Origin of the sequence: Ammoniphilus sp. YIM 78166 (assembly GCF_004522215.1) — a bacterium.
Taxonomy (GTDB): domain Bacteria; phylum Bacillota; class Bacilli; order Aneurinibacillales; family RAOX-1; genus YIM-78166.
This window is the reverse complement of record NZ_SDLR01000004.1, coordinates 872891-887571: the sequence shown is the minus strand read 5'-3', so window position 1 is coordinate 887571 and position 14681 is coordinate 872891. Positions and strand designations below refer to the sequence as shown.

The window sequence follows — 14681 nt, the reverse complement described above, 5'->3', positions numbered from 1 at the left end:
CCTCAGTCTGACAATATATTATATACAAAATATTATATAATCAGATACTGAGAAATTCAATAGCCAACTTTTGACTACCCCATGAACCGCCCGCCATTAACATCCAATACCGTACCTGTCATGTACTTCGAATCCTCAGACGCTAGGAAAGTGACTACTTTTGCTTGGTCCTCCAGCGTTCCCAATCTTCTCAAAGGGATATCGTCCAGCACCGACGTTTGCTCGGTCTCATCCATCTTGTTCCAAGTTTCCTGCAGTCGTTCTCCGCTGATCACTAAACCGGGGGCGATGGCATTAACGCGAATTTGATAAGGTCCCATTTCCTTCGCAAGTCGCCGGGTAAAGGAAATAATGCCGCCTTTCGCTGCAGCATACGCTACTCCCGTCACAATACTGGCGGTTCTTCCCCCAATAGAAGCCAGATTAATGATACTTCCGCCGCCTGCCACTTTCATCAGAGGAAGCGCCGCCTGTGAACACAAGAACGTTCCTTTCAGATTTACGCCAAGCACCAGATCCCAGTGTTCTTCCATAATGTCCTCTATTTTTTTCGGTGTCCGCAATTCTCCGCCAGCATTGTTGACGAGAATATCGAGTCGGCCGAAGCTATCTCGAATAAAGTCCATCATGGTCACGACTTGCTCCTTATCAGCAATATTGGCCGCATGACCATAAACGGAATAGCCTTCTGCGCGCAAGGACTCGACCGCTGTCGCCACCGAGGCTTCATCGAGATCATTGATCACGACCGTAGCTCCTTGCTTGAGCATATCGATCGCCATGGCATACCCCAATCCCCGTGCGGATCCAGTAATACAGGCAATTTTTCCTTCCAGTTTCATAACTAGCCCCCTGCTCTACGTTTTGGAGGGATTAGGTGTTAATCCCATGCTCGCTTTTTTCGATTTTGAATTTCTCATCAGCGTGAAAGCCGTACAAACCACAATCAAGAGGATAAACACCAAAGAGATCGGTCGGGTGAAAAAGATCATATAGCTCCCGTTTGAGATAATCAGCGCTTGCATTAGAGATTTCTCCGCTAGTGGCCCCAAGATAATCGCGATGAGAAGCGGTGTGATGGGGTACCCATAGCGAGGAAGGATGTAACCAACCACCCCAAAAAACAAAGCGATACCTACCGAATACATATTGTTGTTCACCGCAAACGCGCCAACTAAACAGAACCCTAATACAATGGGCAAGAGAATGAAGGTCGGAACCGCAGAAACCTTAGCAAAAAGGCGAATTGCCAGCTTCGCTTGAAAAAACAAGATGATATTGACAACGAGAAACCCAACCATTACGGTATAAGCGATTTCTCCATAATTCGTAAATAATTGAGGACCAGGATTTAACCCCTGAATCAAAAGGCCCCCAAGCAATACCGCCGTAACGGTGTCACCTGGAATTCCCAGCGTCATCATAGGAATGAGAGTAGCTCCCGTCACTCCGTTATTCGCCGCTTCCGATGCGGCCACGCCGTCGGGATTTCCTTTTCCATAGCTATCCGGATCTTTTGATGTCCGCTGCGCTTCACTATAGCCTAGAAAAGAAGCAATTGCCCCTCCCGTACCCGGAATGGCTCCAACGATAACCCCGATAATACTGGACTTAAATATTGTCTTCTTGTAAGGAGCGATCTCCTTTAATCCAAACTTCTCCTTCTTGTACTCCGTATTCACAGAGATGGATTTCGCACCCTTCTCGACTTGATTAAAGATCTCCGCAATGGCAAACAGTCCAATCAACACAGGAATCAAATCAATTCCGGACAGCAAGAACGTACTGCCAAAGGTGAACCGGTACACGCCTTCGATTGGATCCAGACCCACCGTCGCCAGCAACAACCCCAGACAGGCCATTACTAACCCTTTGCTCATCGACTTGCCGCTAACTCCCGCGATAATGGATAACCCAAACAAGGCCAATAAGAAATACTCAGGAGGACCAAATTTCAAGGAAAACTTAGCCACCTGCGGAGCGATCAAGAGCAACACGATTCCGCTGATCAGCCCACCGGCTACGGAAGCATAAATGGAAATGTTTAAGGCGAAGCTTGCTTTCCCTTTCTGCGCTAAGTGAAAACCATCGGCAGCGGTTGCCGCAGAAGCCACGGTACCCGGGTTGTTTAATAGAATCGCAGAAATGGAACCTGCGTACGTCCCAGCACAATAGATACCAACCAGAAGTAGGATGGCTGCAGATGGTGGCATACTAAATGTAAGCGGCAGGGCCAAGGCTACACCCATCGTTACACTCAGGCCAGGTAAGGCCCCGATGATCATACCGACGGCTACGCCCAAGAACATCGTTAATAGATTCTGCCATTCAAAAATATGCACGAATGCTGAAAGAATATAATCTAGCATAGATCCTCCTTTCCCCCTTTAATTAAATCAATATCTCAGGAAGAGCAATATGAAGCAGAATGGCAAATACATAATATACCACTAAAGAAAAGGCTAAGGGTACCCATCCTAGCGTTAATTTATTTCGGCAGCCGATCAGGATCATCGCAGCCATCGTCACGAGCGTGGTGGTAATAATAAATCCAGCGATGGGAACGATCAGAATCCAAAATAGTATGCAACCAAATAGAAGACCTGTTCGAAGATAGTCTTTCTTGCCTTCAGTTTCTCCTGTGCTTTCCTGTTCTTCCTTAGGAATAGCAGATGGCTCTTTTTCCGTTGAAAACATCGAGATCACACTAAACAAGATAATGCCTATACCCAATAAATAGGGAAAAAACCTAGGCCCCAGAACGGCCCCTCCGGACGTTTCGCTAATTTGGTAGGGTATGACCAAAATAACCAGCAAACCAAGTAAAATCATGATGATATTGGGTAGATTCGCCCTCATAGATTCCTCCCCTTTTTCCAATAAATGAGGGAAAGGCATACACCTTCCCTCCATTCCATTACTTCTTTAATCCGATAGCCTCTAATACATCCCCGTTAATCTTGTAATCTTCATCAATCTGCGCTTGGAATTCGGAAGGGCTCTTATACACTCCCGCAGCCCCGATCTTCTTAAATTGATCAACAACCGCTGGGTCTTCTAGCGCCTGCTTGAAAGCCTCATGAAGGATGGCGATGACTTCATCCGGTACATCTTTCGGAACGACAATACCTGTCCAAACATCTCCTTTTACATCGATTCCTTTCTCAGACAACAAAGGTACATCCTTCAGCTCTTCGGGCTTAAACGTCCCTGCAATGAATAACGGGCGAACCGTTCCTTCTTGAATATGCGGAAGGGCTTCTGTGGTTTGAACCACTGCCCCTTTCACGTTATCTCCAAGCAACGCCGTCAGCGCTGGCGAACCGCCTTGGAACGGTACATGCTTAAGCTTTGCGCCTGTTTTAACAGTGAAGTTCTCCATCGTAATATGCTGCGTTAACCCTGCGCCGCTTGTAGAATAAGTAAAGACTTCCGGATTCCCTTTCACATATTCCAACCACTCTTCAAAGGTCTGCCAAGGCGCATCCGCTTTTACTACAAGGACGTTTGGCGTAGCGACAACCTGCATGACGGGCTTGAAGTCTGGCGCATCATACGCAATTTGTCCGCCGTGTGGCTTAATGGTGATCGGGCCGGATGTAGCCATCCCGATCGTATACCCATCGGCTTTCGCCTTCGCCACTTCCGTCATGCCTATGGTTCCCCCGCCGCCATCCTTATTGACAATCGCTACAGATTGCCCATTCGGGAGGTAATTATGAACAACAGAAGACAGTGATCTGGCCGCGATGTCTGTCGTCCCTCCTGGTGCAAAAGGAACAATCATTTGAATCGGCTTGGTCGGGAAATCCGCTTTTGGCGCTTGTTCGGCGGGTGCATTGGTAGCCTGTGTTTCCTGACTACTGCTTGAACAGCCCACTAGATTAAAAGCAAGCGCTCCGACCACCGCTAAGGTCGATAAGAATTTCCATTTTTTCATACAGAATCCCCCTTTATGTTTTATTAGATGGTTTTGTTCGTTACTTTGTTGGATAATACACCGATTCCGTCAATTTCCACTTCAACCACATCCCCCTCAAGCAAAGGCGACACGCCGGATGGAGTTCCTGTGATAATCACATCGCCCGGCTCTAACGTCATGACTTGAGAAACGATGGATACGATTTCAGAAGCGGAGAAGATCATATCATTGGTATTAGAATCCTGTCTGACCTCACCGTTAACGCGAAGTTGAATCGGAGAGCGATCGGGATCGATGTCGGTTGCAATAACCGGGCCAAGCGGCTTGTAGGTGCTAAAGGACTTTGCGCGAGTAAACTGTCCGTCTCTCTTTTGCAACACGCGGTCCGACACATCATTACAAATGGTGTAACCGAATACATATTCAAGTGCTTCATCAATGGCCACTTCGGACGCCCGCTTCCCGATAACAATCGCCAATTCTGCTTCATGGTCATTACGGTGCTCCGGGTTAACCAATTGAATTGTCTCTTTGGGACCCACTACAGCGGTCGGCGATACTAAAAACATCATCGGTTCTTCCGGAAGCGACTTACCCATTTCCTCCGCATGCTTCTTGTAATTCAAACCAATTGCTACCAATTTACCTGGAATCACCGGGGCAAGCAGCTCCACTTGATTCAAAGAAATTCGTTGATCAGTAAGCTGATATGCTTCGAAGATCGAACCATTAATCTTGATAATTTCTTCCCCTTCAACTACTCCATAAGAAATGACACCGTTTTCTAGAAATCTTGCAAATTTCATCTTTTTTTCCTCTCTCCTAAATGTAATAGAATAAAGTACAACAAAAATAACCCATTGACAAACAACACCCTAAAAATCAGGCACTGTTGTCGCTGAGTTATACCTACGAATCGAGAAATTATTTGCGGTAATTCCCCAATAGATATTCAGCAATACTAGATATTTGTTAACTATTTGAATTTTACCACATCATAAAAAATGTTGTCAACATGATTATATTGTTAATACTACAAACTATTGATCAAACCATATAGAAGTGCCGTTCTTTCAGGAATGGAATCCTTCCAAAGAAATTCTTTCGGAGAATGGGCATATCCTCCCACCACACCTAATCCATCTAAAACCGGTACACCCGTAACCGCAGCAAAATTGCCATCGCTGCCTCCTCCCGTCGTCACTTCGGATAAGCGAATGCCAAGCCTGGATGCCTGTTGTTGGGCAAGATCAAACAACTTCCTCGTCTGCTCCGTGCGAACCATCGGAGGGCGATAAATGGATCCTTCCACCTTTAGCCGCGTTCGAGGATTACGGGCTTGCAAGCTATGAAAGGCCTGTTCCAGACGTTTGGCTTCCGAAGGGTACAACACCCGCACATCGATCTCTGCCATGGCATAATCCGGTACAACATTGAACAGCGTTCCCCCTTTGATCTCCCCTGTATTGATGGTCGTCCCCAGGCTTTCATCCGCCCATCTGTTGATCTGTACAATCTGATAAGCTAATTCTTCAATGGCATTCGCCCCATCCTGCGGATTGATGCCAGCATGGGCAGAACAGCCGAACACCTCTAAGCAAAATTTCCCGCCACCTTTGCGGGCCGTTTTCAATGCCCCGCCTTCCGCACTAGGCTCCAACACGAGGACCACCTCGCTTTTTCCTGCCTCCTCCATCACGATATGCCGACCTGTAGGGCTTCCGATTTCCTCATCCGAGGTGCACAGCCATACGAGGCGGAATTTCTCTGAAAGACCTCGCTCCTCAAGCAACGAGAACAAATAATACATCATGACATAACTGAACTTCATATCGTAGACTCCTGGACCGAATATCCGCTCTCCTTCCACCTTAAAAGGCATACTGGACAGTGTCCCTCGCGGATAAACCGTATCCAAATGGCTTAATACAGTGATTTGGCGATTCCCCTTTCCCCATGTGAAGCGCACATGGTTCCCGTAGGTTTCCTCCTTAAAGATATCGACTAGAAGAGGAAAATGTGAAAAAGTTTGGATTAACTCCGCACTCAACCGATCGATTCCTTCCTTATCATAGGAGAACGATTCGATCTCGGTGAATTTTTGAAGCAGCTCGATCGAAAGGACCTCCTGTTCAATCAATCGCTGTTTGATTGAGTTTAGCATGGTCGGTATACCTCCTATCCTTCGTAAACATGTTCCGGACGTCTGCCTTGGATGGCGTTCAAGACATTGCGAGCGGTAATCATCCCCACTTCACGCAGCGCTTCATAGGTATATCCGGCCATATGCGGGGTCGCGATAAAATTGGGCAACTCCAGCAGCGGTGACTGTCCGGCAGGCTCTATGGAAAACACATCTAGGGCAGCCCCGCCGATCTTACCTTCTTTTAGTGCAACGAATAAGTCCTGCTCATCAATGATGCCCCCTCGTGCCGTGTTCACAATAAAGGCTGTTGATTTCATAGCTTCAAGCTGCGGAGCGGCAATCATCGCTTTAGATTGCTCATTTAAGTCGGTATGGACTGTAATAAAGTCCGACTCCTGGTATAGTTGATCAAGTGGAACATACTGGACTTCGCTTAATTCCTTGTCAGGATACAGATCATACGCCAATACCTTCATCTGGAAGCCCTGAGCCCGGCGGATGACTTCTTTCCCAATTTTACCGGTGCCAATCACCCCCAGCGTCTTACCAAACAACTCAAAACCAATTACGCGAGGCCATTCCCCTTCTCGAACTTGGGTGAAAGACCGAGGAATTTCCCGCGCTAAGGACAGCATAAGGCCTACAGCCAGATCAGCCACAGCATGACGATTTGCTCCCGGAGCAAAAGCAACCGGAAGATCTTTTTCCGCTGCAGCTTGGAGATCGATATTGTCTACGCCAGCTCCATGCTTGGCAATCACCTTCAATTTTGGGACATTGCGCAAGACGTTGCGGGTGATTTTTTCTACCCCGACAATCAGTCCATCGACATTCTCCAGCGCTTTCGCCAGCCGTTCTTCGTCATGGCTGATTTCTGCGGGAAGAATGACGACCTCGCAGCCCTCTGATTCCAGCAGACGTACCGGATCTAACGAATATTTGCCAAAAGTGGGGGATGTAGATACAACTTTGAACATGGTTATTCCTCCTTTTATATGTTGAGCGCCCAAAGATAAAACGGAATGAACATCAGCATTATTAGTGCGTATTTCAGATTCCAGCGGATGGATACATCCAGCACATTCTCTTTTAATAGATGAGACAATAAGTTGTTGACGGCCGTAGCAGGAGAAACCGTGTTGGATATTCCCCAGCTGGCCAGAAGCAGGACCGCAAAATATTCGGGACTGAGTCCAATCAATCTGGGGTCAATGCTTGTAGCCAGAATGGTCACAACGACAATAGGATGAAGGCCAACAACAGCGGTCAGAACAATCAGGAGCGAAAAGAAAAAAGCAATGCCCATCGTGAAAGACCCAAACACCGCATTCATGGCCTCAATCAAGTACCCACTTAGTTCAGCCTGTACGATAGCACCACTGAAAAAGCCAGCAATTAAAAACAACACAATTTCCTTTTTCATGCGAGGGATGCCTACATCCAGATGCTGTTGTAACTGTTCTATCAAAGGAGCCGCTTTACCGGAAAACCCACACCACAGCAACGGAAAAATCAAGGACACTAAACAAATGATGAGAACCATAGAATAGGAAGTCATCCTCTCCACAAACAGAACAAGACCCATAATGAGAGTTAGAAGGATAAACAACTCGATGACTTTACGTTTGGCTTTCTGGAGATGGATAGGGTCGGTTGTTTCCCTTATTCCTTCTCTATGCTTCTGCTCCTGCTCATTCGAACGAATCACGGAATGATCTAACCCAATACTGACTACCGTACTTATGAACACCAAGCCCAGTGAATAGAGAACAATAGATGACCAGGTGATGTGCAATTGGCTTAAGATGAGGGCCATGGCCGAAAAATACGGAGACCAATAGATGCTTGTGACAAATCCCCGATTGAGAGCATTGGCAATCAGGCGAGACGAGGTAATATTGGATGCTTTCGTCAGTTGATAAACAATGGAAACCGCACCAATATTCAAAACTACCCCAAGCATATGGGTCAACAACTTGGAACCGATGTAGAAAAATCGTGGTTCATTCATGCTCCGAGCCAGTACTATTTTCAATGCCTCCACATATCCTCCCGTCCGAACGGGAATTCCCAGAAGAGGGACAAACAAAAACAAGGCGATCAGCGTAAGATTGACCCGCGCTGCTTGAAGCCATTCCTGTACCGAGGCTTCGTAATAAACCATTAAACCCACAGCAAGCAGAAGCAGTACCGTGCTGATCGTCAACGTGGATCCCCGAATTCTTGGCATGACCCAGACGATGACGCCAAGAATGATTACGCTGACCACAGCCTCCATCTCTTGTCCTGGATAAATTTGCAGCAGTAAATAGCTGATGGCTAGTAAACTAATGATCCTCCCTTGCCATTTTTCCGCATTCGCAGTAGAAGCAGGCGTTGCCTTTTCCACCGGAACAGAAGATTGTACACTCACAACCCATGCCCCCTCCTGTAAAAGCAAAAAAACTCAGTCCAATGGCATGGAACTGAGTTTATCTACTAGATGAGAAAATCGTTGAATCTTCCCGATAGAAACCCTTGTTAAGGCTATATGATGTTACTGTGATTATAAAAGGTTTTTTGCAAGAGTTCAAGGGTTAGCGGTTATCGATCCATAAATTCGGCAAGAATGGAGGGGTAATTTCCCGAAAAGATAGGAGTATCATTATGAAACACTTCGGCATGATTGCCCTTGAGTTGTCCTTCGGTTTGGTGCTACTGTTTCTGGTCCTCAAGATGCTTGGAAAAACCCAAATTTCACAGATGCGGCCATTTGATTTTATCTCTGCCTTGATTTTAGGAGAGCTGGTCGGCAATGCGGTTTATGATCATGAAGTCAGAATCACGGAAATCTTATTTGCAACCATACTCTGGGGCACGATGATTTTCCTCCTCGAATATATCACGCTGAAATTTAAAAAGACAAGAAAGATCCTAGAGGGTGAGCCCAGTTTGGTGATCCAGCAAGGGAAGTTAAAATTTGATGAATTAAAGAAGAATAAAGTCGATCTCAACCAACTGCTCCTGCTCCTTAGGCAACAAGGCTACTTTTCCGTCCAGGAGGTGGAATACGCCATCCTGGAATCCAACGGAAAAATTAGCGTCCTTCCTAAGTTCCAATATGATTATCCTCGAGTGAGGGATTTTCAGTTGCCTCTTAGAACAGTCTGCTTGCCTCTTCCCCTCATTCTGGACGGTGAGGTCGATTACCGCAATTTGGCGAAAGCAGGACTGGATGAGGAATGGTTGAAAAACCAACTAGCCATGCAAAACATTTCTGATTACCGGGATGTTTTTTACGCAGAATGGCAAGAGAATGAGCCTCTTTTTGCTATGAGGTATGAATGAGCAGCGCATCTGGCCTTAGGGTCCCTTTGCGGGGCCTGAATCGGCTAGCTTTAGGTTTGATTGAATGATTACCTAATTTTGGTTTTATTTCTCTATTTTAGCAAAAAATAAAGACGTAAATAACTAAACCCTAGGAGGTAGAAAAATGACAAAGCCATCAAAAGTTTTCTCTTTCATGCTCATTCTCTGCTTCATGTTGATGTCGATTCTCACCCCGGCGTCTCATGCTCAACCCGAGCCCGATTATGCAAAATGGGGCAAGCTTGCTATGGAAGAAGTTATGAAAAAATATCCTGGAAGCCAAGAAACGGATTACGAATACCTAGGCAGAAAAACTCTTTCCAGTACAGAAACGCAAGATGCTTTTGATTTTAAAGTAGTCGACAATTCAAAGAAGAAATTAGTAAGAGCCTATGTGGTATTCAATCCTCAAACAAACAAGCTAGTCAAAATCAACCTTGTTGAGATTATGGCTTAACTCCTAATAGGGCCTTTACCCAAAGGCCCCTTTCTGAATTTGTCACATCCTTCGCTATTTAGAACCTATTGATTACATATCCTTCAAACCTTTCCAAACACTCTGCAAAACTCTTCCTGCCATACCCCATGCGAATGTAAGGCTCTTCTACGTCATACACCGTCGCTGGCAACAGTAGCACGCCTGTCTCCTCCACCAGCTTTTCACAAAACTGCTCAATCGGCTGATTCGTATGGATTCGGTGAAACGCCACAGGTCCGGACTGTGGGACGTTATTGGTGAAAATCCCCGGATACCGCTGAAAAAAGGAGTTCGCTATTTGTTGGTTTCCCTGGATGATTTCTCGGTTCCTCTTAAGAATTCGGTCCCCATGATTCAGTGCAATCTCCGCAAGAAACTCACTCGGCCCGCTGGTGCAAATCGTCGTGTAGTGCTTGAAGCGAACCATTTTATCGTAGATTTCTTGGTTCTGGGTGGCAATCCACCCCACTCGCAATCCAGCCAACCCGTACGCCTTGGACATGACACCTAGGGATACGGCATTTTCATAGAGATCGGCAAAAAAGGTAGGCCGAGTTTCTTCTAGTCCTTGATAGACTTCATCCGAAAAGATGAGGCAATTATGCTGACGAGCCAATTCCGTAATGGCTTGAAGCTCAGCCGGGTTGAGCGTATATCCTGTAGGGTTATTCGGTGTGTTTACCACAATCAGCTTCGTATTCACTTGGATGAGCGACTTCAGCTCGTCTAGATCCAACTCCCAACCGTTCTCCCCTTGCTTGATCTCCCACATCGAGACCTCACAGCCAAGAGATTTCGCCACTTCATAAAGAGATTGATAGATTGGAAACTGGCAAATAATATGATCGCCCGGCTCCAGCGCCACATGCATAAAATTGAAGATCGCCTCTTGTGCTCCCACATGAACCAAGATGCCTGACTCATCTACTTGTTGATAAAGCCGAGCAATCTGGCTTCGCAAGGAAGGGTTTCCCGGCACTTCCGTATACCCCAGCCCAAGCTGCTTCAACTGCTCCTCCGCCCCTGCTTCGTAGCTCAGTAACTCTTGAATCGACATAGACTCGCAATCGGACTGTGCAAGCAGATACGGTGCCGTGAACTCATATTTGTTGAAAAACACTTCAAGCTTGAAGTCATTTAAACGCATCGTTTGTTCTCCTTTATATGTAGTGGTCGAGTGGAGTTGGGGGCGCCCAATTCCCGGTCGAGAGCGCCCATATACAACGGGTAAGCGCCCTTACCCGGCTGAGGCGCCCAATCTGGCCGGGCTTCCGCCCAATTATCCGGCCGAGTCGCCCATATCCCCAGACTGAGCGCCCATTTATCGGCCTAGTTCGCCCGATCCAGGCGACATCTTACACTCCCACCCATTTATTGGATATTGTATCACCAAACACCATTCCCCACTATCCCCTATCCCAAATACTTTATTAATTAACCTATAATGTGCGGTAAAATGTGGCTAAGTGTTGACTAAATGATTAAAAATATATTATTATTCAATTAATTCATAAACACATACAGAGAGTAGGATGAACAGAGATGGAGAGAAACAACAAAAGAAAATGGTTTACTGGCTTGGCGTTGGCAGCCACGATGATGCTTACAGCGTGTGGTGGGAACTCGGTTGCACCAGAAGCAGGCGGAACGGCAGCTCCAGCGCCAGCAGCGGCAACAGGGGAGCAGTTCACTTTTAAGATGGGGAACGCCCAGAAGCCTGAACATCCTTATAACATCGTTCTAGAAGAGTTTGCGAAGAAGGTTGAAGAGAGAACCAACGGAAGTGTAAAATTTGAACTTTACCCGATGAGTGCCCTTGGAGCAGAGCGCGAGATGATTGAAGGCATGCAGTTGGGAACGATTGATTCTGCGATGGTATCTACTGGGCCACTTGGTAGTTTTTCTCCTAGCATGGGTGTACTCGACTTGCCTTTCTTATTCACTTCCCGTGAGCAAGTTTACAATGTACTTGATGGTGAAATTGGACAAGGACTACTTAGTGAACTAGAAAAGTCGAACCTTGTTGGTTTAGCTTGGGCAGAAAATGGCTTTAGACATATCACCAACAGCAAGCGTCCTGTGCAGTCCCCTGCTGATTTGAACGGATTAAAATTGCGCACGATGGAAAATGAAATTCACTTAGAAGCCTTTAAGCAAATGGGAGCCAACCCAACGCCGATGGCTTGGACTGAAGCTTTAACCGGAATGCAACAGGGCGTAGTGGATGGACAAGAAAACCCGCTGGTTATCGCGGATACCTTTAAGCTTTATGAAATGAATCAAAAGTACATGACTTTAACTGGTCACTTGTACTCTCCTGCTCTCATTGTATTTAGCAAATCTTCTTGGGACAAGCTTCCTGCTGAATTCCAAGCCATTGTTCAGGAAGAAGCGAAGGTTGCTGCGGACAAAGAAAGACAGTTAATCGTTGAAGCCGATGAAAAAGCCCTTGTTGAGCTGAAGAACAACGGAGTAGAAATCATTGAAAACATCGACATTCTTCCTTTCCAAGAGGCGATCAAGCCTGTCTATGAAAAGTACGAAGAGCGCTTTGGAAAAGAGTTAATTGATAGCATTTTGAATACAAAGTAATGATACCGAAGAAGGTGAGCCAGGTGGCTCACCTTTTTTTATCTATATATTGAAGAATGGTGGGCTAAGATGGCAAGACTAGTTACTTACGCCGTTTTGGGAGCTAACTCTAGCTTCTTAAGTTCGAGGAACTTTTTAAATTCTTCCTTGCTTACTTTTCCTTCTGTAGCCATTTTAGCCAAATCTTCAATTTCCTTATTCAATGGAACTCGCCCCTTATTTATCGTATTACCCAAATTATAACATCAAGTATCGACTTTTTAAAGAACAATTTGTTCTTTATTGTCGAACAAACGAATCCATAGTCCTACTGCCTCTTGGAATTAAATAGTATTGCTGTAAAATCGCACAAATATTATGATATAATCATGATAAATAGTAAAAAAGTCCTATTTTTAATTCAGGTTTAATTTTAGGGGGATTTTTCAATATGAGTGGAAGAGGAATTGTCTTTAAATCTATTTTTTCATTGTCATTGATGGTCATCCTTCTCGCTTCTGTTTACGGAGGAACCGCTTACTGGTCCGAGAGGAAGCAATATTATCAAGAAATGCAAAGCGTTCAAAACATCCTACATAATCAGCTTTCCCATCATGTTGCTCATGTCGAAGCAGCGATGGAGCGTATTCCTAAAGATCCCGCTGCCTATAAAACCCATGAGCTTATCGTCGATCTTCAAGAAGAGCTTGATCATCCTATCGGTGCCGCAAAAGTAGCCAATAGCTATCTCTTCCAACCACAGCTACTAGTAGAAGGGAACAAGACTTCTTTAAAAACGCTGCTCAGCAATCAGAGCCTTCGAGACGGCGGGTTTGAACCGAATACATCCTATGAGCTGCCCCAATCGTTTATTGCTGCCTATAACCAAGCGCTTGAAAAAGGGATTGGAGTGACCGATCCTTACACGGATGAGTTTGGAAGCTGGGTCTCGATATTAGCTCCTATAAAAAATATTCAAGGGCAGGTTATTGCCATTCACGGCATCGATTTTGACTATAGCGACGTAAGCGAGGAACTGCGAAATAGTCTCCTCTTTTATATCTTACTTGGTGTTATGATGGGGGGAATAGGGACTGTCATCCTCGGTCTTGTCGTTCGTCGAACCCTGCAACCTATTGTTCAATTATCTGGGCTCGCTCAGTTAGCTTCACAGGGGGACTTGAGCGTCAAGGCGGATGTATCGAGCAAGGATGAAATTGGCCTTTTAGCCCATAACTTTAATGAAATGCTCGGCAACTTCTCAAGTATTACCCAGCAACTCCGTAAAGTGAGTAAAGAAATCGATGAATCTAGTCAAGTGGTGAATCTCGGATCAGAGCAAACGAAGCAAGCTTCTAGCGAGGTCGCAGCGTCCATTCAGCAGATTGCCATGGGGGCGGATTCAGCGGCAACGGGGGCTGTTGAAAGTGTGAAGGCAATGGAAGAGATGGCTATAGGCATTCAGCGTATTGCAGAATCGGCCTCTCATGTGGCAGAAACCATTTCAGATGTGGCAAAGGAATCGGTCGAGGGGAATGCCGTCGTCCAATCCACCGTCGTGCAGATTCGCACCATGGCCGATCGGATAAAGGAAAGCACGCAACTCATAGAATCCTTAGCCGTTCAAACGAAGGAAATCGATCAAATTATTGTCGTGATCTCTGAGATTGCCAACCAAACCAATCTCCTTGCCCTTAACGCAGCCATCGAGGCCGCCAGAGCCGGAGAACATGGAAGAGGCTTTGCCGTTGTTGCATCGGAAGTGCGTAAGTTGGCAGAACAGTCCAAGGAATCTACAAACCAGATCGCCACTTTAATTGAAAGAATACAGTCCCATACGAAGCAGGCCGTGGAATCGATGAGACTAGGAGTGGAAGAGGTCGAAGAAGGGGCTAAGCATGTCTATCAAACAGGTGAGCGATTCGAACGGATTAGCCATTCTATTCAAGGCGTGAGCAGTCAGATAGAAGAAGTATCAGCTTCTACCGAGCAAATGTCAGCGGGATCTCAAGAAGTCACTGCTTCGATCGTCGAGCTTTCCCAGTCAGCCACGGAAGCCTCGAGATATGCCCAACAGGTGGCCGCAGCCACAGAAGAGCAGCTCGCTTCCATAGAAGAAGTGGCAAGATCAACAGAAACCCTCACACAAATTGTTAGACAACTAGATACGATGATGATCCGATTTAAGTAGGGCGTGTACCCTCCAATTGAAATAA

At 46.0% G+C, this 14681-nt stretch carries 13 protein-coding genes; 4 read left to right on the top strand and 9 right to left on the bottom strand.

The genetic code is table 11. From position 1 onward, the window contains the following. Positions 1-74 precede the first annotated feature (74 nt). From EIZ58_RS20885 to EIZ58_RS20850, 8 genes are all read right to left on the bottom strand, one after another. Positions 75-842, bottom strand: coding sequence for an SDR family NAD(P)-dependent oxidoreductase (locus EIZ58_RS20885; protein WP_134702783.1), 768 nt, complete (start codon positions 840-842; stop codon positions 75-77). Between the two features lie 15 nt (positions 843-857). Continuing rightward, complete coding sequence (locus tag EIZ58_RS20880; RefSeq protein ID WP_134702782.1) at positions 858-2369, bottom strand: tripartite tricarboxylate transporter permease; 1512 nt, start codon at positions 2367-2369, stop codon at positions 858-860. Positions 2370-2391: 22 nt separating this feature from the next. Next, a complete protein-coding gene (locus EIZ58_RS20875; protein ID WP_167577843.1) occupies positions 2392-2859 on the bottom strand; it encodes a tripartite tricarboxylate transporter TctB family protein in 468 nt (155 codons plus the stop codon). 58 nt (positions 2860-2917) lie between these two features. Next, complete coding sequence (locus EIZ58_RS20870) at positions 2918-3940, bottom strand: Bug family tripartite tricarboxylate transporter substrate binding protein (protein ID WP_134702780.1); 1023 nt, start codon at positions 3938-3940, stop codon at positions 2918-2920. Positions 3941-3963: 23 nt separating this feature from the next. Next, entirely contained in the window at positions 3964-4728 is a 765-nt protein-coding gene (locus EIZ58_RS20865; protein ID WP_134702779.1) for a fumarylacetoacetate hydrolase family protein, read from the bottom strand. Positions 4729-4955: 227 nt separating this feature from the next. Beyond that, positions 4956-6086, bottom strand: a complete 1131-nt coding sequence (locus EIZ58_RS20860; RefSeq protein ID WP_134702778.1) for a M20 family metallopeptidase — start codon at positions 6084-6086, stop codon at positions 4956-4958. A 14-nt stretch (positions 6087-6100) separates the two neighbouring features. Then, on the bottom strand, positions 6101-7045 hold the full coding sequence (locus tag EIZ58_RS20855) for a phosphoglycerate dehydrogenase (protein WP_134702777.1): 945 nt from the start codon (positions 7043-7045) through the stop codon (positions 6101-6103). A gap of 14 nt (positions 7046-7059) precedes the next feature. Further along, a complete protein-coding gene (locus tag EIZ58_RS20850) occupies positions 7060-8481 on the bottom strand; it encodes a hypothetical protein (protein WP_134702776.1) in 1422 nt (473 codons plus the stop codon). A 233-nt stretch (positions 8482-8714) separates the two neighbouring features. Here EIZ58_RS20850 and EIZ58_RS20845 point away from each other — a divergent pair, with 233 nt between their 5' ends. Together EIZ58_RS20845 and EIZ58_RS20840 are read left to right on the top strand one after the other, a co-directional pair. Beyond that, entirely contained in the window at positions 8715-9395 is a 681-nt protein-coding gene (locus tag EIZ58_RS20845; protein WP_134702775.1) for a DUF421 domain-containing protein, read from the top strand. Between the two features lie 145 nt (positions 9396-9540). Then, positions 9541-9873, top strand: coding sequence for a DUF3889 domain-containing protein (locus EIZ58_RS20840; protein WP_134702774.1), 333 nt, complete (start codon positions 9541-9543; stop codon positions 9871-9873). A gap of 58 nt (positions 9874-9931) precedes the next feature. Here EIZ58_RS20840 and EIZ58_RS20835 read toward each other — a convergent pair whose 3' ends face one another. Then, positions 9932-11041, bottom strand: a complete 1110-nt coding sequence (locus tag EIZ58_RS20835) for an aminotransferase class I/II-fold pyridoxal phosphate-dependent enzyme (protein WP_134702773.1) — start codon at positions 11039-11041, stop codon at positions 9932-9934. 395 nt (positions 11042-11436) lie between these two features. Between EIZ58_RS20835 and EIZ58_RS20830 the strand changes: the two genes are divergently transcribed. Continuing rightward, positions 11437-12486, top strand: a complete 1050-nt coding sequence (locus EIZ58_RS20830; RefSeq protein WP_134702772.1) for a TRAP transporter substrate-binding protein — start codon at positions 11437-11439, stop codon at positions 12484-12486. 430 nt (positions 12487-12916) lie between these two features. Next, positions 12917-14656 carry a methyl-accepting chemotaxis protein gene (locus EIZ58_RS20825; RefSeq protein WP_134702771.1) on the top strand — a complete coding sequence of 580 codons (1740 nt, stop codon included), beginning with the start codon at positions 12917-12919 and terminating at the stop codon, positions 14654-14656. Positions 14657-14681 lie beyond the last annotated feature (25 nt).